The sequence below is a fragment of the Streptomyces sp. NBC_00557 genome, assembly GCF_036345995.1.
In the GTDB taxonomy this organism is placed as follows: domain Bacteria; phylum Actinomycetota; class Actinomycetes; order Streptomycetales; family Streptomycetaceae; genus Streptomyces.
This window is the reverse complement of sequence record NZ_CP107796.1, coordinates 4535409-4556911: the sequence shown is the minus strand read 5'-3', so window position 1 is coordinate 4556911 and position 21503 is coordinate 4535409. Positions and strand designations below refer to the sequence as shown.

Below are 21503 nucleotides of genomic sequence, written 5' to 3'. Positions count from 1 at the left end.
GCCGCCGTAACCTTCATGCATGACCGAAGTTGCGGTGCGCGTGCGGGGGCTCTGGAAGCGGTTCGGGCAGCAGGTCGCCGTCGGGGGGATCGATCTGGAGCTGCCTGCCGGGAAGTTCATCGGGCTGGTCGGGCCGAACGGGGCCGGGAAGACCACCACGCTCTCCATGGTGACCGGGCTGCTGCGGCCCGACGACGGCACGGTGGAGGTCGTCGGGCACGACGTGTGGCGCGACCCCGTGGCCGTCAAGTCGCGCATCGGCGTCCTGCCCGAAGGGCTGCGCCTGTTCGAGCGGCTGTCGGGGCGTGAGCTGCTCGGGTACTCCGGACGGCTGCGCGGGCTGCCGGGACCCGAGGTCGACAAGCGGGCAACGCAGCTGCTGGACGTCCTCGACCTGGCCGGCGCCCAGCACAAGCTGGTCGTCGACTACTCGACCGGCATGCGCAAGAAGATCGGGCTCGCCGCCGCGCTCCTGCACAACCCCGAGGTGCTCTTCCTCGACGAGCCGTTCGAGGGCGTCGACCCGGTGTCCGCGCAGACCATCCGGGGCGTCCTGGAGCGGTACACCGCCTCCGGCGCCACCGTCGTCTTCTCCTCCCACGTGATGGAGCTGGTGGAGTCGCTGTGCGACTGGGTCGCCGTCATGGCGGCGGGCCGCATCCGGGCCACGGGCCCGCTGGGCGAGGTGCGCGGGGAACACCCGACGCTGCAGACGGCCTTCCTGGAACTGGTCGGGGCGAGCGGCCGGGACACCGGCTCCGATCTGGACTGGCTGGGCGGCGGGGCCGCCCGATGACAAGCCTCACCTCCACCGTCGTACGACTCAAACTGTCGCTGCTGCGCAACGGGCTGCGGCAGTCCGGCGGCCGGCGGGCCGCGTTCGTCGCCTCGGCGGTCGTCGCCGTCCTGTTCGCGCTGTCCCAGCTGCTCGGGCTGCTCCTGCTGCGCGGGCACGCGCACGCCGACGTGATCGCCGTCCCCGGCACGGCCGTGCTGGCCCTGGGCTGGGCCGTGCTGCCGCTGTTCTTCCCGTCCGGCGACGAGACCCTGGACCCCACCCGGCTGGTGATGCTCCCGCTGCGGCCCCGCCCGCTGGTCCGGGCGCTGCTCGTGGCCTCCCTGGTGGGCACCGGCCCGCTGTTCACGCTGCTGGTGCTGACCGGCTGCGCGCTGTCCGTCGCGCACGGCGGCGCCGCCTACGCCGTCGCGGTGGTCGCCGTCGTCCTCGCGCTGCTGTGCTGTGTGGCGCTGGCGCGGGCCGTCGCCACGGCCAACGTACGGCTGCTGACCAGCCGGAAGGGCCGCGATCTCGCCGTGCTGAGCGGACTGGTGATCGCGATCGGCGCGCAGCTGGTCAACTTCGGGGCGCGCGAGCTGGGCTCGGCCGGGCTCGGGCGGCTGCAGCCGGTCGCGGACGTGCTGTCCTGGGTGCCGCCGGCGTCGGCGGTGGCGGCGGTCCGCTCGGCCGGCGACGGCTCGTACGGCATCGCGGCCGCCCGACTCGCCGTCGCCGCCGCGGGGCTGGCGGTCCTGATCGCGGTGTGGGCGCGGAGCCTGACCCGGCTGATGACCGTGCCCGACGCCTCCACGCTGCAGCCCGCCGACACCGGCGACCGCGGCCGCTCCGGCACCGGACTCGGCCGGCTGCTGCCGCACGGCCGCACGGGCCCGGTCATGGAGCGCAGCCTGCGCTACATCTGGCGGGACCCGAAGACCAAGGCCGCATGGGTGACCTCGCTGGCGATCGGGCTGATCGTGCCCGTGTTCAACGCGATCCAGGGCACCGGGTCCGTGTACTTCGCGTGCTTCGCCGCCGGGATGCTCGGCATCCAGATGTACAACCAGTTCGGGCAGGACACCTCCGCCTTCTGGATGGTGGCCATGACCATCTCCACACCCCGGGACGCCTACGCCGAACTGCGCGGCCGCGCGCTGGCCCTGCTGCTGATCACCCTGCCGTACGCGACCCTCGTCACCACGGTGACCACCGCCCTGCTCGGCTCCTGGTCCCGGCTGCCGGAAGTGCTGGGCCTGTCCTTCGCCCTGCTCGGCGCGATGCTGGCCACCGGCGCCTGGACCTCGGCCCGCTTCCCCTACTCCATCCCCCAGGAAGGCCACAAGAACGTCGCCCCCGGCCAGGCCGGCCTCGCCTGGATCGCCATCTTCGGCGGCATGGTCTCGGCGGCCCTGCTGTGCTCCCCGGTCATCGCCGGGACGATCTGGCTGCACGTCAGCGCGGACGGGGCCGACTGGAGGTGGCTGCTGCTGCCGGTGGGGGCGGCGTACGGCGCCGGGCTGACCCTGCTGGGGCTGCGCCTGGCGGCACCGAGGACGGCGGCACGGCTGCCGGAGATCCTGACGGCTGTCAGCAAGGGGTAGGCCGGCAGGGGGGAGCGGCCTGCTCAGTGCCCGAGCACCCGGTCGATGAACGGCGCCACGGCGGCCCGCCAGGCCGACGGCATGTCGTAGTGCGCGAGATGACCGGCGTCGGCGACCTCGGCGTACTCCCCCGCGGGCAGCACCCGCACCATCTCCTGTGCCTCCGCCCGCCCCAGCTCGCCGTCCACGCCGCGCACCACGAGCGCCGGGCAGCGCACCTGGGCCAGCTCCTCCCAGTGCGCGTCGTACACCCACGTCTCCCGGGACCTGAGCATCTGCTCCGGCTCGAAGACCGGACGCCAGCCGTCGGCGCTCTCGTGCATCACCTCGGCGTAGAACTCCCCGCGCGCCGGGTTCGGCCGCTCCACCCAGGGATCGTCCTCGCCGAACCACTTGCGCACGTCCGCCAGCGTGGCGAAGGGGACGGGCCAGGCCCGGAACCAGTCGGCCCACTCCCGCTGCGAGGCGGCGCCCAGCGCGGAGGCCCGCATGTCGCAGATGACCAGGCCCCGGACCAGGTCGGGGCGTTTCGCGGCGAGCTGCCAGGCGGTCAGCGCGCCCATGGCGTGGCCGACGAGGAGCGCGGGGGCGAGACCGAGCTGTTCGAGCGCGGCCGCGGCGTCCTCGACGTAGGCCTCGCGGGTGTAGGCGGCCTGTGGGGGCTTCTCACTCTGACCGTGCCCGCGCTGGTCGAGGGCCACGGCGCGGTGCCGTGCGGCGAGCCAGCGGGCCGTGGAGGCCCAGTGGGAGGCGCGGCCCATCAGGCCGTGCAGTAACAGCACGCCCGGCGCCGCGCGTGTCCCCCCGTCGCCCGCCTCCGGTCCCGGCTTCGGGGGGTCCGCGAACTCCCAGGCGGCCAGGCGCACGCCGCCCGCTCCCGTCACGTCGATACGTCGTGCCATGGGCCCTGGTACCCCCCAGCTCCGCCTGCCTCGTACCGGTGTACTGCCGTACTCACGAATCTATCGAATACTTATTCGAAAAATCCGTCTCCGCGGACAACACCCCTCATTCGAGTGACACCCCTCAAGGAATGATCGCCGCCACCGAGGGGATCTCTACTGGCGGGAGGGCGGACCGCTCGGGGAAACCGGTCCGAGGGGAATGACCCTGAGAGCTCGGGGCTCCGGGTCAGCACAGGGGAGGACAGGCCCCGGCGCCGCACGGCGCCGGGGCTCGCCTCCGCTCAGCGCTTGGCGACGAACACATGCGAGGCGACGTCCGCCTCCAGCTCGGCCGCCTCACCGCCGCTGCCCACCAGCACACCGCCCGCCGACGCGGTCACGCTCACCACGGAACCGGGCTGCACACCCGCGCGCCGCAGCGTGTACATCAGCTGCGCGTCCGTCTGGATGGGCTCACCGATCCGCCGGACCACGACCGTCTTGCCGTCCGCGCCCGGATCCAGATCGGCCAGCGAGACCATGCCCTCGTCCAGGAACGGGTCGGCGCCGTCCTTCTCGCCCAGCTCCTCCAGGCCCGGAATGGGATTGCCGTACGGCGACTCGGTCGGGTGCCGCAGCAGCTCCAGCACCCGCCGCTCCACGGCCTCGCTCATCACGTGCTCCCAGCGGCACGCCTCCGCGTGCACCTGCTCCCACTCCAGGCCGATCACGTCGACGAGCAGACACTCGGCCAGCCGGTGCTTGCGCATCACGCGCGTGGCGAGCCTGCGGCCCTCGTCGGTCAGCTCCAGATGACGGTCGCTGGCCACGGACACCAGTCCGTCGCGCTCCATGCGCGCCACCGTCTGGCTCACCGTCGGCCCACTCTGGTCCAGCCGCTCCGCGATGCGGGCGCGCATGGGGACGACGCCTTCCTCTTCGAGCTCGAGGATGGTGCGGAGATACATCTCCGTGGTGTCGATCAGTCCGGACATACGTGCCCCTCGATTACCTCTGCCGGCAGCCCGGCGCGTGCGCTGGCCCTGACACCAATTCTGCCGGATCCCACTGACAAGCGGGGGCCACCGGGAAAACGGGGGCCGGCGCGCGCGGCGGACGGGTCGACCCGCCGTCGAGCGGGAACAGATTCCCGGGAAGTTGCGGGAACAGCGTGTGGGCTGTGTCACGTTCCAGTTGAATGAAGGCCAGTGAGCGAACCGAGCGCCGTACCGGCGCCGATGCAGCCTCCAGGGGGTCCAGGTGAGTGCTTCCCGGCGGAGTGGGACCACCGACGAGCTGGGGCCGGACGACCCCGGCGAGTCCGGCGGATCCGATCTGCTCGCCGCACTGCTCGACGGCATGGACGCGGCCCTGTGCGCCTTCGACGCCGACGGGGTCGTCACCCACTGGAACAGAGAGGCCGAGCGGATCCTCGGCTGGACGGCCGCCGAGGCCGTCGGCCGGCAGGGGTTCGCCGGCTGGGCGGTGCGCAGCGCCGACGCCGAAGAGGTGCAGGCCCGGCTGATGTCGGCGATGCACGCACCCGGACGGCAGGTGCACGAGTTCGCCCTGGTCACCAAGGACGGCGGCCGCGTGCTGGTGCGCACCCAGTCCGCCGCCGTACGCGGACCCGACGGCAAGCCCGCCGGCGTCTACTGCGCCTTCAGCGAGGTGCACGCCCAGATCGACCTGGAACGCTCCATCGCACTGAGCGAGGCGCTCTTCGAGGACGCGGCCTGGGGCGTCGTCCTCATCGACGCCGACCTGCGGCCCGCCGTCGTCAACGCGCACGCGGCCCGCGCCCTCGGCATCGGACGCACCTCCGCGCTGGGCCGGCCGCTCGGCGAACTGCTCGCCCAGGGCGTCGAGGAACTGGAGGCCGCGCTCACCCACGTACTGGCCGAGGGCGCGCCGCCCGCGCCCGCCGAGATGTGGGTGACCGTACGCACCCGGGAGGGCGGGAAGCGGCGCTGCTGGCGCAACGGGTTCGTACGGCTTTCCTCGCCGCTCGCGGAGGAACCGGTGCCGCTCGGCGTCGGCTGGCTCTTCCAGGACGTCACCGAGGCCAAGCAGAGCGAACAGGAAGCGTCCCTGCTGCGGTTCCGCACCAACCAGCTGCACCGGGCCGCGCGCGCCGCCGCCGAGTGCGAGGACCCCGCCGAGGCGGCCGTCGTCCACCTCGACTTCGCCCTCGCCGGCTTCGCCGACCACGCGCTGATCGACCGCGTGACCCGGCCCGCGCGCACGGACGGCGAGGAGGGCGCCGTACGGCTGGTACGGCTGGCCGCGACACCCGCCGGAGCGCCGGGACCGAGCCTCCTCACCGGCGCCGCCGGACTGCCCGTGCGCTACGAACCCGGGCACCCGGCGCTGCAGTGCGTCGAGCGGGCCGGCACCGTCCGCGCCGACGCCGGGCCGGTCGACGCGGAAGCGGCCCGGCAGTGGGCGCTGGCCCGGCAGTGGCCCGACGACGCGGTGCACGCCCTGTGCGCGGCGCTGCGCAGCCGCGGGCGGACGCTGGGCGTGGTGACCTTCCTGCGCGGAGCCGGCCGCGCCCGCTTCGAGCGGACCGACACCGGCTACGCGGAGGACGTGGCGGCCCGCATCGCCACGGCGCTGGACCTCGCGAACGCGCTGCGGGAGGCGTGAGAGGGCTACGACCGGCTACGGCCGCTCAGTGCCGGTAGAAGATCCGGTCGCCGTACTCCCGCATCACACGGCCGTTCCACTCGTGCCCGCCGTCGACGTTGCCGGAGCGCAGCAGCGGCGGCTCGATGCCCCGGTCGGCGAGGGCGGCGGCGGCCGTCGCCATCACGGCCTGCATCAGGGCGGTGGTGACGACCGTGGAGGCCGGGGCGAAGGGCGCCGGGATCGTGTCGAGCGTCAGCTCCGCGTCCCCGACGGCGATCTTCGAGTCCAGGACGATGTCGCAGTGGTCCTTCAGGAAGGTGCCGGTGGAGTGCCGCGAGGTGGTCTGCGACGCGTACGCCACCGAGGTGACGCCGATGACCTTCACCCCGAGGGCGCGGGCGTTCAGCGCCATCTCCACGGGCAGCGCGTTGCGCCCCGACAGCGAGATGATCACCAGGGCGTCTCCGGCCCGCACCGGCGAGGTGTCCAGAACGGCGCTCGCCAGCCCGTCGACCCGCTCGAGAGCGGAACCGAGAGTGGCCGGGACGACGTCGACCCCGACGACACCGGGGACGGCGAGCAGGTTCATCAGCGCGAGCCCGCCGGCCCGGTAGACGACGTCCTGCGCGGCCAGCGACGAGTGCCCCGCCCCGAACGCGAACAGCCGCCCACCCTCGGCGACGGTGTCGGCGAGCAGGTTCCCCGCCGCGCCGATCGCCTCGGCCTCCTCCTCCCGCACCCGCCGCAGCAGGCCGATCGCGGCGTCGAAGAACAGGTCGGCAGGCGTGCCGTCGCTCATGCGGTGCCCCTTCGCAACGTCCGTGTCGCGTCCGTGTCGCGGATCACGGTGCGGTCTGGACCAGTGCGGTGTCAATACGAGCGGCTAGCACCGGTACCGGTCGCGCGTTCGGACAATCCGAGAGATTCGCAAGTTCGAGCGACCTACGGCCGAATCTCGAAGCAGCGCGCCCTCGGTTCACTAACGTCACCTCCCACATGAGAAGGGAGGCCACTCGCTCCCCGGGCACAACGCTGCCTGTCGGGTGGCCAGCCCCAGTCATCACGATCGGAAGATCAGGGAGGTGCCCCGATGACTACGTTCCCCGCAGGCGAGCAGACCCACCAGGCTGTGCTTCCTCAGCAGCCTGCTCTGGAACCCGTGAGCGCAGACACCCCCGGGAGCAGGGACGAAACGGCTTACGGACACCCCGCCACCGCGCGGGGCACCGGCGGGAAACATGGGCGAGGGGAGACCGACGGGCACGGCACCGGAACCCGTCGGCGTCACGCCAAGAGCGCCGCCCAGGCGGCGAAGGCGGCAGAGAACGGGAACGGTGACGTTCCCGCCGGAAACGAGCTGTACACGGGCGGGACAGGCGCCGGCAGGGTCTTCGTCCTCTCCAGGGACGGGCACCCGCTCGTGCCCTGCCACCCCGCCCGCGCCCGTGAGCTGCTTGGCAGGAGCAGGGCCGTGGTCGCTCGGCAGGTGCCCTTCACCATCCGGCTGAAAGACCGCACGCGCGCCGACTCCGAAGTCGACGGCGTGCAGTTACGCATCGACCGAGGTCCGGCCGGAATTTCCTCCGCAGGGATCACAGAAAAACAGTTGAACCCTCCCTAAGCGCTTCTTAGGCTGTCCAGCACGACGGGAAGGAGGTGATCCGGTACATGAGTGAAACCCGGACGCGCGAGGTGGCTGCGGGCTAGCGGCTCGCCACCACACCCAGTGCGGTGCCGGACCAGCGTGTGTGAGAAACACGCAGCCGGCCTAATCCAACGCAGTCACCCGACCCGCGGGCTGCCGGTACGTCCGGCCGGCTCCTCCTTGAGGAACCCAGCCCGCGGGTCGTCCGCGTTTTCGGGGCCCGTCACGGAGCCAGGCGTTCGACCTGCCAGGTGCCGTCGGGCCGGGCGGTGTAGCGCAGGCGGTCGTGGAGGCGGTTCACCCGGCCCTGCCAGAACTCGATCGTCTCCGGGGTGACGCGGAAGCCGCCCCAGTGCGGGGGGACCGGGACCTGTTCGTCCTCGGGGTAGCGGGCCTCGAGCTCGGCGTACGCGGTGTCCAGTTCGGCGCGGGAGGCGATCACGGAGGACTGGGCGCTGGCCCAGGCGCCCAGCTGGGAGCCGTGCGGGCGGGTGCGGAAGTAGGCGGCGGTCTCGTCGCGGCCGGTGCGGCGGGCGGTGCCGGTGACGATGACCTGGCGGGCGAGCGGGTGCCAGGGGAAGAGCAGGGCGATGTGCGGGTTCTCGGCGAGGTCGCGGGCCTTGCGGGAGCCGTAGTTGGTGTAGAAGACGAAGCCCTCGGTGTCGAAGTGCTTCATCAGGACCGTGCGCGAACTGGGGCGGCCGGCCGCGTCCGCCGTGGAGACGATCATCGCGTTGGGCTCGTAGATCGTGCCGTGCAGCGCGGCCCGTGCGGCGTCCTCGAACCAGCGGGCGAACTGGTCCATGGGCTGGGTGGCCAGGTCCTGTTCGGCGAGGCCCTCCGCGCGGTACTGCTTGCGCATGGCGGCGGGGTCGAGGGCGGGGTCCAGGAGGGGTTCGCGGTCGGTCACGCGGTCATCTTGCCGTATCGAACGCCACTGGCACTCAGTGTCGTACGGGCTCCCCAAGTCTGGCACGGGGGGTTATCGTGCTGGTCCCTTGCGGTTTGGGTGACCACCGGTCGAACGGGGCATCACCGGGGTGACCGCCGCCGAACCATCTCAAGGAGCCGCCTGATGTCCGATTTCGTACCCGGACTCGAGGGAGTCGTCGCGTTCGAGACGGAGATCGCCGAGCCGGACAAGGAGGGCGGCGCCCTGCGCTACCGGGGCGTCGACATCGAGGACCTGGTCGGTCACGTCTCGTTCGGGAACGTGTGGGGACTGCTGGTCGACGGTGCCTTCAATCCGGGCCTGCCGCCCGCCGAGCCGTTCCCGATCCCGGTCCACTCCGGTGACATCCGGGTGGATGTGCAGTCGGCGCTGGCCATGCTGGCGCCGGTGTGGGGGCTGAAACCGCTGCTCGACATCGACGAGCGGCAGGCGCGGGAGGATCTGGCGCGGGCCGCCGTCATGGCGCTGTCGTACGTCGCCCAGTCCGCGCGCGGGCAGGGTCTGCCGATGGTGCCGCAGCGGGAGATCGACAAGGCGAGGTCGGTGGTGGAGCGGTTCATGATCCGGTGGCGGGGTGAGCCGGATCCGAAGCATGTCGCCGCCGTGGACGCGTACTGGACGTCCGCCGCGGAGCACGGGATGAACGCCTCGACGTTCACCGCGCGGGTCATCGCCTCCACCGGCGCCGATGTCGCGGCCGCGCTGTCGGGGGCCGTGGGCGCCATGTCCGGGCCGCTGCACGGGGGCGCGCCGTCGCGGGTGCTGGGGATGATCGAGGAGATCGAGCGGACGGGGGACGCGGAGGCGTACGTCAAGGGCGCCCTGGACCGGGGCGAGCGGCTGATGGGGTTCGGGCACCGGGTGTACCGGGCGGAGGATCCGCGGGCGCGGGTGCTGCGGCGTACGGCGCGGGAGCTGGGGGCGCCGCGGTTCGAGGTGGCGGAGGCGCTGGAGAAGGCCGCGCTGGAGGAGCTGCACAACCGTCGGCCGGATCGGGTGCTGGCCACCAACGTGGAGTTCTGGGCCGCCATCGTGCTGGACTTCGCCGAGGTGCCGGCGCACATGTTCACGTCGATGTTCACGTGCGCGCGTACGGCCGGGTGGTCGGCGCACATTCTGGAGCAGAAGCGGACGGGGCGGCTGGTGCGGCCTTCGGCCCGGTATGTGGGGCCGGGGCCGCGGCGGCCGGAGGACATCGCCGGGTACGCGGACATCGCCCACTGAGAGGGGTGGCTCGGGGGCGCGGGCGACTGCGGGCCGGTGGTGTCCGGCCGCGCGGTTCGCCGCGCCCCCGGACGGTTCATGCCGCCGGTGCGAGCAGGTTGCCGTGGTGCCGCTGCGCCACCAGCGGGTGCGCCCTGAGCTTGCCCTTGAGTTCGTTGTAGCCGTACTCGGCGTACAGCGGGTTCGCCGGGTCCGTCGTGATGCCCGGGGCCTTGGCGGCGTGGGGGAAGGGCAGGGGTTCGATCCTGGCGTCCAGGCGGGGGTTGTAGAAGAAGGGCACGGAGAAGCGTTCCGTGGCTCCGGGCGGGCTGACCACGCGGTGGTTGGTGGCCAGCAGGTAGCCGTTGGTGGCGACCTCGAGGAGTTCGCCGAGGTTCACGACGAAGGCGCCGTCGATGGGCGGGACGTCGTGGAAGAGGCCGTCCTCGCGCTGCACCTGGAGGCCGCCGACGCTGTCCTGGAGGAGCAGGGTGAGGAAGCCGTAGTCCTTGTGGGCGCCGACGCCCTGGTCGGTGCCGTCGCCCGCGCTGCCGGGGTAGCGGACGAGTTTGAGGTGCGGGTGGGCGTGCTCGCCGAAGACCGGGTCGTAGAAGTCGGCGGGGGCGCCGATGGCGGTGAGGAGTTCGCGCAGGAGGCGGGCGGCGACGGCGCTGAGCCGGTCGATCCAGGCCAGGGCGGCCGTGCGCAGCTCTGGGAGGGCGGCGGGCCACTGGTTGGGGCCCTGCAGCCACCAGTACGCCGGTTCGCCGGGGGCGGGGATCCGGGCGGGGCGTTCGGCGCCGATGTCGAGCTGGTCGCGCCAGTCGCGGGCGCCGGCGGTGCGTTCGTCGCCGGTGCGGGTGTAGCCGCGGAAGTGGGGGGAGTTGATGTTGCCGAGGGCGAGCCGGTCGGCTTCGGGGAGGGCGAAGAAGGCGCGCATGGCGGTGAGGAGCGCGTCGGTCTCGGCCGGGGTGACGCCGTGTCCGACGAGCTGGAAGAAGCCGACGTCGTGGGCGGCGCTGTGCAGCTGGGCGTGGAGCCGGGCGCGGGCCTGGGGGCCGCGGTCGGCTGCCGAGAGGTCGATGACGGGGAGCTGGTGGTACGACGGGGTGGCCGCCTGTGTGTGCGTGGTCATGGGTGCGTCCGTGGGTGTACGGGGCACGGGTGGCCGCCGAGGGGTGTGACGGCCCCCGGGTGCCGGAAGTGACCGGAAAGAGAGAGGGTGCGGGGGCTGGTTCAGGCGGGCAGGCGCCGACAGCCCATGCTCGTGACGCGCACGTAGTCCACGTGGCGGCGGCGGACGAGCATCGGAAACATGGGGCAAGGGTACTTCTCGGTGCCGGATACGGGTGTGGCGCGCCCCACTCGGTCGGCGGCGGTCTCAGCGCAGGGCCTGTTCGAGGAGGGCGGCCCACTGGGCGACGACGCGTTCGCGGCGGGCGGTGTCGTCGGTGAGGAGGTTGGCGAGGCCCAGGCCGCGGGCCATGTCGAGGAGGCCCTGGACGGTTTCGCGGACGCCGGGGCGGGTCTCGTCGGCGCCGAGGAGTTCGACGGCGATGCGGTGGGTGTCGCGGCCGACGCGGGCCTCGAGTTCGGTGACGCGGGTGCGCAGCTGGTCCTCGTTGGAGGCGGCGACCCACAGGTGCAGGGCGGCGCGGAAGAGGGGGCCGGTGAAGAGGTCGACCAGGGCGCTGACGACGGCGTGGCGGTCGGCGGGGCCCTGCGGGAACAGCTCCCTGAGCGCGGTGGAGCGCTGCTCGGCGACGTACTCGACGGCGGCGGTGAACAGGTCCTCGCGGGTGGGGAAGTGGTGCTGGGCGGCGCCGCGGGAGACGCCGGCGCGTTCGGCGACGACGGCGACGGTGGAGCCCGCCCAGCCGTGTTCGGCCAGGCAGGCCACGGCGGCCTCCAGGAGCCGCTGCCGGGTGGCCCGGCTGCGGTCCTGCTTGGGCGCCCGGTCGCGTTCCGCCGTACTCACACCACCCATGCCGCGTCCCGTCTCTCCAGGAAGGCCGTCATCCCCTCCCGGGCCTGGTCGGAGGAGAAGAGCCGGGCCGTCAGGGCGGTGAGGTCCGCCGCGTCCCGGTCGAATGTCTCCAGCACCCTAGCCGTGAGCAGCCGTTTCGTCTCGGCCAGGGCCTGTGGGGAGGAGCGGCGCAGCCCGTCGAGGATGGGGGCGAGGGCTTCGTCCACGTCGTCTGCGGTGGTGGTGAGCAGGCCGAGGCGTACGGCCTCGGCGGGGTCGAAGCGTTCGCCGGTGAGGTAGTAGCGGGCGAGGGCGCGGGGGTCGGTGCGCGGGATGACCGGCAGGGAGATCACGGCGGGCGCGACGCCGATGCGGACCTCGGTGAAGGCGAAGGTGGCCGTGGTGGAGGCGGCGGCGATGTCGCAGGCGGCCAGCAGGCCGAGGCCGCCGGCGCGGACGTGTCCGGTGATCCGGGCGACGACGGGTTTGGGCAGTTCGGTGATCTGCCGGAGCAGGGCGACCAGGGCGGCGGGGTCGGGTGGGTCGCGCAGGTCGGCGCCGGCGCAGAAGGTGGTGCCGGTGTGGGTGAGGACGACGGCGCGTACGTCGGGGTCCTTGCCGCAGTCGGTGAGGGCGTCGGCGAGGCCGGTGACGAGGGCGGCGGAGAGGGCGTTGCGGGTGCCGGCGGCGTCGAGGCTGATGGTCTCGACGGCACGCGCACGGGTGCGGCTGATCGGGGTCACGGGTGCTCCCTCAGTTCCCGGCGGAGGATCTTGCCGGAGGCGGCGCGGGGGACGGTGTCGATGAAGGTGACCTTGCGGATGCGTTTGTAGGGGGCGACGCGTTCGGCGACGTGGAGCATGATCTCGTTCTCGGTGAGCGTGCCGGCGCGGCGGACGACGAAGGCGTGCGGGATCTCGTTGCCGTCGGCGTTGCGGGAGCCGATGACGGCGGCGTCGGCGATGCCGGGGTGGGTGAGCAGCAGGGCCTCGAGTTCGGCGGGGGCCACCTGGAAGCCCTTGTACTTGATGAGTTCCTTGACCCGGTCGACGACGTACAGCCAGCCGTCGGCATCGACGTGCCCGACGTCGCCGGTGTGCAGCCAGCCGTCGGGGTCGATCATGGCGGCGGTGGCGTCGGGGCGGCCGAGGTAGCCCTTCATGACCTGGGGGCCGCGGATGAGGATCTCGCCGGATTCGCCGGTGCCGAGGTCCTTGCCGGGGTCGTCGAGGGAGACGATCCGCATCTCGGTGCCGGCGATGAGCCTGCCGACGGTGCCGGCGGGGGCGTCGTGGAGGCGGTCGAGCGGGACGACGTGGGTGCCCGGGGAGAGTTCCGTCATGCCGTAGGCCTGGCCGATCGGGGGCAGGCCGAGCCGCTCGGAGCAGGCGCGGGCGAGGTGGGCGTCGAGGGGGGCGGCGGCGCTGATGACGTACTTCAGGGAGGACAGGTCGTAGTGGGCGACCGCGGGGTGCTTGGCGAGGGCGAGGACGATCGGCGGGGCGACGTACAGACCGGTGATGCGGTGGCCCTCGATGGCGGCGAGGAAGGTCTCGAGGTCGAAGCGGGGCAGGACGACCACGGTGGCGCCCTTGCGCAGGGGGGCGTTCATGAGGGCGGTGAGGCCGTAGATGTGGAAGAACGGCAGGACGGCGAGGATGCGGTCGCCGGGTCCGGCCGGGACGGCGGGCTCGAGCTGGGCCAGGTTGGTGGCGATCTGCCGGTGGGTGAGCATCACGCCCTTGGGGATGCCGGTGGTGCCGGAGGAGTACGGCAGTGCGGCGATGTCCTCGGCGGGGTCGATGCCGGGCCGCGGTTCGGGGGCGGTGGCGGCGAGCATGTCGGTGAGGGAGCGGTGTCCGGGTGCGCTGTCGCACACGAAGATCTCCCTGATGCCGCCGGCGAGTCCGGCGGCGCGGCGGGCCGTCTCCAGCAGCGGGGAGACGGTGACGATCCAGCGGGCGCCGCTGTCGCCGAGTTGTGTGGCGAACTCCCCGGCGGTGGCGAGGGGGTGGGCCGTGGTGACGGAGGCGCCCGCGCGTGTGGCGGCGTAGAAGGCGGTGGGGAAGGTGATCGTGTTGGGGCTGTGCAGGGCGAGGACGTCGCCCTTGCGGACGCCCGCGTCGGCGAGTCCGGCGGCGATGCGCCGGTGGAACCGGTCCAGCTGCTCGTACGTGAGGGTGGTGCCGTCCGTGCCGTCGACGAGGGCGGGGTGGTCGCCGAAGTCGGCGGCGTGGCCCAGGACGGCTTCGTGGATGGGGAGTTCTACGGGCGGGACGTCTGCGTACTCGCTGCGGAACACGGTTCCTCCAGGCGGCTGGGCTCAGTACGACTTGGGCAGACCGAGGGTCTGGTGGGAGACGTAGTTGAGAATCATCTCCCGGCTCACCGGTGCGATACGAGCCACGCGCGCGGCCGTTATCAGCGAGGCGAGCCCGAACTCGCGGGTGAGCCCGTTGCCGCCGAGGGTGTGCACGGCCTGGTCGACGGCCTTCACGCAGGCTTCCCCGGCCGCGTACTTGGCCATGTTGGCGGCCTCGCCGGCGCCGATGTCGTCGCCGGTGTCGTAGAGGTGGGCCGCCTTCTGCATCATCAGCCGGGCCAGTTCGAGGTCGATGTGGGCCTGCGCCAGCGGGTGGGCGATGGCCTGGTGGGCGCCGATGGGGGTTTTCCAGACGGTGCGGTCGCGGGCGTACTCGATCGCCTTGGCCAGCGCGTAGCGGCCCATGCCGATGGCGAAGGCTGCGGTCATGACGCGCTCGGGGTTGAGTCCGGCGAACAGGTGCAGCAGGCCGGCGTCCTCTCCCCCACTGCCGAAAGCGTGGGAGGGGCCCCCACCGACGAGTGCGTCGGCGGGGAGCCGTACGTCGTCAAGGACCAGCTCGAACTGCTTCTCGGCGGCGCTGAGTTCCATGTCGATGGGCCGCTTCTGGAAGCCGGGCGCGTCGGTGGGGACGATGAACAGGCAGGGCTTGAGCCGGCCGGTCCTGGCGTCCTCGGTGCGGCCGACGATCAGGACGGCGTCGGCGATGTCGACGCCGGAGACGAAGACCTTGCGGCCGGTGAGCAGCCAGTCGGCGCCGTCGCGGCGGGCGGTGGTGGTGATGCGGTGGCTGTTGGAGCCGGCGTCGGGTTCGGTGATGCCGAAGGCCATGAGGCGGGTGCCGTCGGCTATGCCGGGCAGCCAGGCGCGTTTCTGTTCCTCCGTGCCGAAGCGGGAGATCACGGTGCCGCAGATGGCCGGGGAGACGATCAGCATGAGGAGGGGGGAGCCGGTGGCGCCCAGCTCCTCCAGGACGATGGCCAGTTCGGTGATGCCGCCGCCCCCGCCGCCGTGCTCCTCGGGGAGGTTGACGCCGAGGTAGCCGAGTTTGCCCGCTTCGGACCAGAGTTCGGCCGGCGGCTTTCCCTCGGCGACGGCCTGGAGCAGGTAGTCGCGGCCGTAGCGTGTGCCGAGGGCCGCCACGGCGGAGCGGAGGGCTTTGTGCTCTTCGGTTTCGATGACGGGAGACATGGGGCTCCTAGGAAGAGGGTTCCTGCACGACGGCGAGCAGCGTTCCCGGCTCCACCTGCTGACCGGTCTTCGCCTGCAGACTGCTGAGCACACCGGTGACCGGCGCCGAGATCTGGTGCTGCATCTTCATCGCCTCCAGCCAGATCAGGGGCTGGCCCGCCCGGACGGCCGCCCCTTCCTGGAGGCCCTCGGCGACGCGGACGACCGTGCCCGGCATCGGGGCCACCAGGGACCCTGGTGCGAGCTGGGCGGCGGGGTCGGGGAAGCGGGGCAGGGCGGTGAGGCGGGCGGCGCCCACGTGGATCTCGTCGCCGTACGCAGCCACCGTGAACCTGCGCTCCACGCCGTCCACGTCGAGGACGACCAGGCGCGCGTCGGCGTGCACGACCCGCACCCCGTCGGCCGTGAGGCCCTGCCGGGTGTGCCGGTAGCGGACCTCGTGCTCCTGTCCCGCCATCGCGTACCGCTTGACCTGCGGCCCGGAGGGCAGGTTGCGCCAGCCGCCGAAGCGGGAGCGGCCGTGGGCGTCGGCGAGGGCGGCGGCGAGCGGTGCGTGCGGGTCGGGGGCGGGCTCGGTGAGTGCGGTGAGGTGGCGGTCGTAGAAGCCGGTGTCCATGCGGGCCGCGGTGAACTCCTCGTGCCGCAGGGAGCGGACGAGCAGGTCGCGGTTGGTGGCCGGGCCGTGGATCTCCGCGCTCTCGAGTGCTCCGGCGAGCCGGCGGACGGCCTCCGCGCGCGTGGGCGCGTGGGCGATCACCTTGGCGAGCATGGGGTCGTAGTGGACGCCGATGGTGTCGCCGTCGGTGTAGCCGGTGTCCAGGCGGACGCCGGCCGGTACGGCGAGGCGGTGCAGGGTGCCGGTCTGCGGGGCCCAGTCGTGGGCGGGGTCCTCGGCGTACAGGCGGGCCTCGACGGCGTGGCCGCGTGGGCGTGGGGGTTCCTCGTCGAGGGCGTGGCCCTCCGCGACGCGGATCTGCTCGGCGACCAGGTCGAGGCCGAACACCTCTTCCGTGACGGGGTGTTCGACCTGGAGGCGGGTGTTCATCTCCAGGAAGTGGGCGCGGCCGTCGGCGACGAGGAACTCGACGGTGCCGGCGCCCGTGTAGTCGACGGCGCGGGCGGCGCGTACGGCCAGTGTGCGGAGTTCCTCGGTGAGCGCGTCGGAGAGGCCGGGCGCCGGGGCCTCCTCGATCACCTTCTGGTGGCGGCGCTGGAGGGAGCAGTCGCGGGTGCCGAGGGCCCAGACGGTGCCGTGGGTGTCGGCGAGGATCTGCACCTCGACGTGGCGGCCGTGCTCCAGGTAGGGCTCGACGAAGACCTCGCCGTCGCCGAAGGCGCTCGCGGCCTCGGCGCGCGCGGCCTGGAGCGCGGCGCTCAGCTCGTCCAGGCGGCGTACGATCCGCATGCCGCGCCCTCCGCCGCCGGCGGCCGCCTTCACCAGCACCGGCAGGTCGGCCTCGGTGACGTCGGTGAGGGGCTCGAGCCCCATCAGGCGTTTGGCCCGGGTCTTGGACGCCATCGCCTCGATGGCCTCGGGGGACGGGCCGATCCAGGTGAGTCCGGCGTCGAGGACGGCGCGGGCGAAGTCGGCGTTCTCGGAGAGGAAGCCGTAGCCGGGGTGCACGGCGTCCGCGCCGGCGGCGAGGGCGGCCTTCACGATCAGGTCGCCGCGCAGGTAGGTCTCCGCCGGGGCCGCGCCCGGCAGCCGTACCGCCGTGTCGGCCACGCGCGTGTGGAGTGCGTTCTCGTCGGCGTCCGAGTGCACGGCGACCGTGCGGATCCCCGCCGCGCGGCAGGTGCGCACGATCCGGCAGGCGATCTCGCCCCGGTTGGCGACCAGCAGTGTCTGGATCATGTTCCTCACATCCGGAAGACGCCGAAGCCGCCGCGCGCGCCCTCGTAGGGGGCGGTGTGGATCGCGGACAGGCACAGGCCGAGGACGGTGCGGGTGTCGCGGGGGTCGATGACGCCGTCGTCGTACAGCCGCCCGGACAGGAACATCGGCAGCGATTCGGACTCGATCTGCTGCTCCACCATGGCGCGCAGGGCGGCGTCCGCGTCCTCGTCGTACGGCTGCCCCTTGGCCGCCGCCGACTGCCGGGCGACGATGGAGAGCACGCCGGCGAGCTGCTGCGGGCCCATGACGGCGGACTTGGCGCTGGGCCAGGCGAACAGGAAGCGGGGGTCGTAGGCGCGCCCGCACATGCCGTAGTGCCCGGCGCCGTAGGAGGCGCCCATGAGCACGGACAGGTGCGGGACGCGGCTGTTGCTGACCGCGTTGATCATCATCGCGCCGTGCTTGATGATCCCGCCCTGCTCGTAGTCCTTGCCGACCATGTAGCCGGTGGTGTTGTGCAGGAACAGCAGCGGGATGTCGCGCTGGTTGGCGAGCTGGATGAACTGGGCGGCCTTCTGCGACTCCGCGCTGAACAGCACGCCCTGCGCGTTGGCGAGGATGCCGACCGGGTAGCCGTGCAGGGCGGCCCAGCCGGTGACCAGGCTGGTGCCGTACAGCGGCTTGAACTCGTCGAAGTCGGAGGCGTCGACGATCCGGGCGATGACCTCGCGCGGGTCGAAGGGGATCTTGAGGTCGCCGGGGACGATGCCGAGCAGTTCCTCGGGGTCGTACTTGGGTGGCTCGGCCGGGCCCGGATCGGGGTACGCCTTGCGGTGGTTGAGGCGGGCCACGACCCGCCGCGCCTGCCGCAGCGCGTCCGGCTCGTCGACGGCGAAGTAGTCGGCGAGGCCCGACACGCGCGCGTGCATCCCGGCGCCGCCCAGGGACTCGTCGTCGCTCTCCTCGCCGGTGGCCATCTTCACCAGCGGCGGCCCGCCGAGGAAGACCTTCGCCCGCTCCTTGACCATGAGCACGTGGTCGGACATGCCGGGGATGTAGGCGCCGCCGGCGGTGGAGTTGCCGAAGACGACCGCGATCGTCGGGACCCCGGCGGCGGAGAGCCGGGTCAGGTCCCGGAAGATCGCACCCCCGGGGATGAAGATCTCCTTCTGCGACGGCAGGTCGGCGCCGCCCGACTCCACCAGGGAGATGCAGGGCAGCCGGTTGGCGAGCGCGATGTCGTTCGCCCGCAGGGCCTTCTTCAGGCTCCACGGGTTGCTGGCGCCGCCGCGCACGGTCGGGTCGTTGGCGGTGATCAGGCACTCCACGCCCTCGACCACGCCGATGCCGGTGACGAGGGAGGCGCCGACCGTGTAGTCGCTCCCCCAGGCCGCCAGCGGCGACAGCTCCAGGAAGGGGGTGTCCAGGTCGAGCAGCAGCTCGATCCGCTCCCGGGCGAGCAGCTTGCCCCGCTTCCGGTGCCGCTCGACGTACTTCTCCCCGCCGCCCGCGAGGGCCTTGGCGTGCTCGGCGTCGAGTGCGGCGAGCTTGTCGAGCATGGCGTCGCGGTTGGCGCGGTAGTCGGGGCTCGCGGTGTCCAGGGAGGTGTGCAGGACCGTCACAGCAGAACCTCCGGGATGTCCAGGTGGCGCGAGCGCAGCCATTCGCCGAGGGCCTTGGCCTGCGGGTCGAAGCGGGCCTGCGCGGCGACGCCCGCGCCGAGGATGCCCTCGACGACGAAGTTGACCGCGCGCAGGTTCGGCAGCAGATGCCGGGTGACGGGCAGGTCCCGGCTCTCCGGGATCAGCTGCCGGAACCGTTCGGCGGTCAGCTCGTGCGCGAGCCACCGCCACGCCTCGTCGGTGCGGACCCACACGCCGACGTTCGCGTTCCCGCCCTTGTCCCCGCTGCGGGCTCCGGCGACCAGGCCGAGGGGCGCCCGGCGGGCCGGCCCCGGCGGAAGGGGATCCGGGAGGGCGGGTTCCGGTACGGCGTCCAGGGGCCGGGTCTCCTGGGGCGGTGCCACCGGGACACGGCGTCCGTCGTGGAGGACCGCCACATGGTCCACGGCGCCATGGGGGACGTACACATCCTCGAAGACCCCATAAGGGGAGCCCTTTCCCGGTGGGGAGAGCACATGGAAGCCGGGGTAGCTGGCCAGTGCCAGTTCCACGGCGGCCCCACTCAGCGCCCGCCCGACGACCCGTTCGTCGGGGTCCCGTACGACGAGCCGCAGCAGGGCGCTGGCGGTCTCCTCGGTGCCGGCGTCGGCCCGGTCGGTGCGCACCAGTTCCCAGCGCACCTCGGCGGGCGGCGACTTGGCGAGCGCGTCGGACAGCTGCTCCCGCACCAGGCCGGCCTTGGCCTCGATGTCGAGGCCGGTGAGGACGAAGACGACCTCGTTGCGGAAGCCGCCGAGCCGGTTGAGCCCGACCTTCAGCGTCGGCGGCGGCGCCTCGCCCCGCACGCCGCCGATCCGCACCCGGTCCGGCCCGTCCTGGCTGAGCCGTACGGTGTCCAGCCGGGCGGTGACATCGGGCCCGGCGTACCGGCCGCCCGACGTCTCGTACAGCAGCTGCGCGGTGACCGTGCCGGTGTCGACGAACCCGCCGCTGCCGGGGTGCTTGGTGATGACGCTGCCGCCGTCGGCGTGGATCTCGGCGAGCGGGAACCCGGGCCGGCGCACGTCGCCCTCCCGGAAGAACGCGTAGTTGCCGCCGGTGGCCTGGGTCCCGCACTCCAGCACATGTCCGGCGACGACGGCCCCCGCGAGCCGGTCGTACTCCCTGGGCCCCCAGCCGAAGTGGGCGGCGGCGGGCCCGGTGACGAGGGCGGCGTCGGTCACGCGCCCGGTGACGACGATGTCCGCGCCGGCCCGCAGGCACTCCGCGATGCCGAAGCCTCCGAGGTAGGCGTGGGCGGCGAGGGCGCCGGGGTGGGAGGCGGTGAGGTCGTCGCCCTCGACGTGCGCGACCCTGGCCGGAATCCTGAGCCGGCCGGCCAACGCCCTTATGTCCGACGCCAGTCCGGCGGGGTTGAGCCCGCCCGCATTGGTGACGATCCGCACCCCGCGGTCGTGGGCGAGGCCGAGGCAGTCCTCCAGCTGGCGCGGGAAGGTGCGGGCGTAACCGGCGCCGGGGTCCTTCAGCCGGTCGCGGGCGAGGATCAGCATGGTGAGCTCGGCGAGGTAGTCGCCGGTGAGGACGTCGACCTCGCCGCCGGTGAGCATCTCGCGCAGGGCGCCCGCGCGGTCGCCGTAGAAGCCGGAGAAGTTGCCTATGCGCAGGGGGTTCACCGCTCCGCCCCCTTCGGCGGCCGGCCGCCGCCGGGCGGGCCCGCGAAGGCCTGTGCGATGTCCAGCCAGCGGCCGGCGTCCGGGCCGACGGCGGTCAGGGCGAGGTCGGCGCGGTGGGCGCGCTGAGTGACGAGGAGACAGAAGTCGAGGGCGGGTCCGGTGACGCGCTGGTGGGCGCTCTCGGGACCGTAGGCCCACAACTCGCCGGTGGGAGACGTCAGTTCCACCCGGAACTCCTCGGCGGGCGGGGTGAGGCCGTGCACCGTGTACGCGAAGTCGCGTGTCCGCACCCCCAGTCGGGCCACATGCCTGAGCCGGTCGGTGGGTGGGCGGACCACACCGAGGGCCTCGGCGACGTCCAGGCCGTGGGCCCAGGTCTCCATCAGGCGGGCGGTGGCCATGGAGGCGGCCGACATGGGCGGGCCGTACCAGGGGAAACGGGCGCCGGGCGGGGCGCCGCGCAGGGCCCGGTCGAGGGCGGCGCGCCCCTCGCGCCAGGCCCGCAGCAGCTCGGCGGGCGGGCGCCGGGCGCCCTCCTCGGCGCCCTCGTCCACGAACGAGTCGGGGGCGGCGAGAGCCTTTTCGACCAGCGTCTGAAAGGCGTCCGGGTCGGTGACGGCGACCAGGGCCGAGCGGTCGGTCCAGTGCAGATGGGCGATCTGGTGGGCGACGGTCCAGCCGGGAGCGGGGGTGGCGAGGGACCACTGCTCCGGCCTCAACTCCGCTACCAGTCGGTCGAGTTCATCGGTCTCGGCGCACAGGTCGTCGATGACGGGCGTCGGGTCGGCCATGGGGGGAGCATGGCAGGGGCGCGAGAAACAATCAAGCGTGCTTGCATGAATTCCTGTGACGGTTCCGGCGCCCCCTCGTACCGCTTCCCGGCGGACACACGGGCCCCCGGCTCGCCGCGCGCCCTGCCGCCCCGACGACGCCGTCCGGGCCGGCACCGGCGACACCGTCCGCCATCGCGGCGCGGACCACGGCCACGGCGACCGCCTCCGAGGTGCCGCGCAGGGCGCGGACCGGCGGGAGGACCGGCGCGGCCAGCCGGGCCACGTCCGCGTCACCGGCCCGGCAGGCCACCGCTTCCACCACCACACAGGGCCGACCGAACCGCCACTCGCCACGGAAGCGCCGCACCACGCGCGGACCGGTGGGGTGTCGTGGGCGCGGTGCGGCTGGTACGCGGCACCGTGG

Annotated in this window: 18 protein-coding genes; 5 read left to right on the top strand and 13 right to left on the bottom strand. The window is 73.1% G+C overall.

Features of this window, described 5'->3' with window-relative positions:
• Positions 1-19: 19 nt before the first annotated feature.
• Together OG956_RS19660 and OG956_RS19655 are read left to right on the top strand one after the other, a co-directional pair.
• On the top strand, positions 20-796 hold the full coding sequence (locus tag OG956_RS19660) for an ABC transporter ATP-binding protein (RefSeq protein WP_330339280.1): 777 nt from the start codon (positions 20-22) through the stop codon (positions 794-796).
• Positions 793-2379, top strand: a complete 1587-nt coding sequence (locus tag OG956_RS19655) for a transporter (RefSeq protein WP_330339279.1) — start codon at positions 793-795, stop codon at positions 2377-2379. The genes OG956_RS19660 and OG956_RS19655 overlap by 4 nt, the downstream gene beginning before the upstream one ends.
• A 23-nt stretch (positions 2380-2402) precedes the next feature.
• Here the strand turns inward: OG956_RS19655 and OG956_RS19650 are convergent, their stop codons facing one another.
• Both OG956_RS19650 and OG956_RS19645 read right to left on the bottom strand, forming a co-directional pair.
• Entirely contained in the window at positions 2403-3281 is an 879-nt protein-coding gene (locus tag OG956_RS19650) for an alpha/beta fold hydrolase (RefSeq protein ID WP_330339278.1), read from the bottom strand.
• A 284-nt stretch (positions 3282-3565) separates the two neighbouring features.
• Positions 3566-4258 carry a metal-dependent transcriptional regulator gene (locus OG956_RS19645; protein ID WP_330339277.1) on the bottom strand — a complete coding sequence of 231 codons (693 nt, stop codon included), beginning with the start codon at positions 4256-4258 and terminating at the stop codon, positions 3566-3568.
• 265 nt (positions 4259-4523) lie between these two features.
• On the opposite strand from OG956_RS19645, the gene OG956_RS19640 reads away from it, so the two are divergent.
• Positions 4524-5912 carry a PAS domain-containing protein gene (locus OG956_RS19640; protein ID WP_330339276.1) on the top strand — a complete coding sequence of 463 codons (1389 nt, stop codon included), beginning with the start codon at positions 4524-4526 and terminating at the stop codon, positions 5910-5912.
• 25 nt (positions 5913-5937) lie between these two features.
• Here the strand turns inward: OG956_RS19640 and OG956_RS19635 are convergent, their stop codons facing one another.
• Positions 5938-6693, bottom strand: coding sequence for an SIS domain-containing protein (locus OG956_RS19635; RefSeq protein ID WP_330339275.1), 756 nt, complete (start codon positions 6691-6693; stop codon positions 5938-5940).
• 291 nt (positions 6694-6984) lie between these two features.
• Between OG956_RS19635 and OG956_RS19630 the strand changes: the two genes are divergently transcribed.
• Positions 6985-7515, top strand: coding sequence for an RRXRR domain-containing protein (locus OG956_RS19630; RefSeq protein ID WP_330339274.1), 531 nt, complete (start codon positions 6985-6987; stop codon positions 7513-7515).
• A 247-nt stretch (positions 7516-7762) separates the two neighbouring features.
• Here the strand turns inward: OG956_RS19630 and pdxH are convergent, their stop codons facing one another.
• Positions 7763-8449, bottom strand: a complete 687-nt coding sequence (gene pdxH, locus OG956_RS19625; RefSeq protein ID WP_330339273.1) for a pyridoxamine 5'-phosphate oxidase — start codon at positions 8447-8449, stop codon at positions 7763-7765.
• Between the two features lie 165 nt (positions 8450-8614).
• On the opposite strand from pdxH, the gene OG956_RS19620 reads away from it, so the two are divergent.
• Positions 8615-9715, top strand: a complete 1101-nt coding sequence (locus OG956_RS19620; protein WP_330339272.1) for a citrate synthase 2 — start codon at positions 8615-8617, stop codon at positions 9713-9715.
• 76 nt (positions 9716-9791) lie between these two features.
• On the opposite strand, the gene OG956_RS19615 is transcribed toward OG956_RS19620, so the two are convergent.
• From OG956_RS19615 to OG956_RS19575, 9 genes are all read right to left on the bottom strand, one after another.
• Positions 9792-10829: an isopenicillin N synthase family dioxygenase gene (locus OG956_RS19615; protein ID WP_330339271.1), complete on the bottom strand. Its 1038-nt coding sequence runs from the start codon at positions 10827-10829 to the stop codon at positions 9792-9794.
• A 246-nt stretch (positions 10830-11075) separates the two neighbouring features.
• Positions 11076-11681: a TetR/AcrR family transcriptional regulator gene (locus OG956_RS19610; protein WP_330339270.1), complete on the bottom strand. Its 606-nt coding sequence runs from the start codon at positions 11679-11681 to the stop codon at positions 11076-11078.
• The gene (locus OG956_RS19605) at positions 11669-12403 is read right to left on the bottom strand and encodes an enoyl-CoA hydratase family protein (protein ID WP_330339269.1); all 735 of its coding nucleotides are present in this window, start codon (positions 12401-12403) and stop codon (positions 11669-11671) included. Before OG956_RS19605 ends, OG956_RS19610 begins: the two co-directional genes overlap by 13 nt.
• A complete protein-coding gene (locus tag OG956_RS19600) occupies positions 12400-13962 on the bottom strand; it encodes a 4-coumarate--CoA ligase family protein (protein WP_330339268.1) in 1563 nt (520 codons plus the stop codon). The genes OG956_RS19605 and OG956_RS19600 overlap by 4 nt, the downstream gene beginning before the upstream one ends.
• A gap of 21 nt (positions 13963-13983) precedes the next feature.
• On the bottom strand, positions 13984-15174 hold the full coding sequence (locus OG956_RS19595) for an acyl-CoA dehydrogenase family protein (protein WP_330339267.1): 1191 nt from the start codon (positions 15172-15174) through the stop codon (positions 13984-13986).
• A gap of 7 nt (positions 15175-15181) precedes the next feature.
• Positions 15182-17029 carry an acetyl/propionyl/methylcrotonyl-CoA carboxylase subunit alpha gene (locus tag OG956_RS19590; protein WP_330339266.1) on the bottom strand — a complete coding sequence of 616 codons (1848 nt, stop codon included), beginning with the start codon at positions 17027-17029 and terminating at the stop codon, positions 15182-15184.
• Between the two features lie 5 nt (positions 17030-17034).
• Complete coding sequence (locus tag OG956_RS19585) at positions 17035-18633, bottom strand: acyl-CoA carboxylase subunit beta (protein ID WP_330339265.1); 1599 nt, start codon at positions 18631-18633, stop codon at positions 17035-17037.
• The gene (locus OG956_RS19580; RefSeq protein WP_330339264.1) at positions 18630-20306 is read right to left on the bottom strand and encodes an acyclic terpene utilization AtuA family protein; all 1677 of its coding nucleotides are present in this window, start codon (positions 20304-20306) and stop codon (positions 18630-18632) included. The genes OG956_RS19585 and OG956_RS19580 overlap by 4 nt, the downstream gene beginning before the upstream one ends.
• Positions 20303-21097, bottom strand: coding sequence for a TIGR03084 family metal-binding protein (locus tag OG956_RS19575; protein WP_330339263.1), 795 nt, complete (start codon positions 21095-21097; stop codon positions 20303-20305). The genes OG956_RS19580 and OG956_RS19575 overlap by 4 nt, the downstream gene beginning before the upstream one ends.
• Positions 21098-21503 lie beyond the last annotated feature (406 nt).

Excerpts from the sequence above, each read along its gene's own strand:
- OG956_RS19660 (WP_330339280.1), top strand. The coding sequence starts at position 20 with ATGACCGAAGTTGCGGTGCGCGTGCGGGGGCTCTGGAAGCGGTTCGGG.
- OG956_RS19655 (WP_330339279.1), top strand. The coding sequence starts at position 793 with ATGACAAGCCTCACCTCCACCGTCGTACGACTCAAACTGTCGCTGCTG.
- OG956_RS19650 (WP_330339278.1), bottom strand. The coding sequence starts at position 3,281 with ATGGCACGACGTATCGACGTGACGGGAGCGGGCGGCGTGCGCCTGGCC.
- OG956_RS19645 (WP_330339277.1), bottom strand. The coding sequence starts at position 4,258 with ATGTCCGGACTGATCGACACCACGGAGATGTATCTCCGCACCATCCTC.
- OG956_RS19635 (WP_330339275.1), bottom strand. The coding sequence starts at position 6,693 with ATGAGCGACGGCACGCCTGCCGACCTGTTCTTCGACGCCGCGATCGGC.
- OG956_RS19630 (WP_330339274.1), top strand. The coding sequence starts at position 6,985 with ATGACTACGTTCCCCGCAGGCGAGCAGACCCACCAGGCTGTGCTTCCT.
- OG956_RS19620 (WP_330339272.1), top strand. The coding sequence starts at position 8,615 with ATGTCCGATTTCGTACCCGGACTCGAGGGAGTCGTCGCGTTCGAGACG.
- OG956_RS19615 (WP_330339271.1), bottom strand. The coding sequence starts at position 10,829 with ATGACCACGCACACACAGGCGGCCACCCCGTCGTACCACCAGCTCCCC.
- OG956_RS19610 (WP_330339270.1), bottom strand. The coding sequence starts at position 11,681 with ATGGGTGGTGTGAGTACGGCGGAACGCGACCGGGCGCCCAAGCAGGAC.
- OG956_RS19595 (WP_330339267.1), bottom strand. The coding sequence starts at position 15,174 with ATGTCTCCCGTCATCGAAACCGAAGAGCACAAAGCCCTCCGCTCCGCC.
- OG956_RS19590 (WP_330339266.1), bottom strand. The coding sequence starts at position 17,029 with ATGATCCAGACACTGCTGGTCGCCAACCGGGGCGAGATCGCCTGCCGG.
- OG956_RS19575 (WP_330339263.1), bottom strand. The coding sequence starts at position 21,097 with ATGGCCGACCCGACGCCCGTCATCGACGACCTGTGCGCCGAGACCGAT.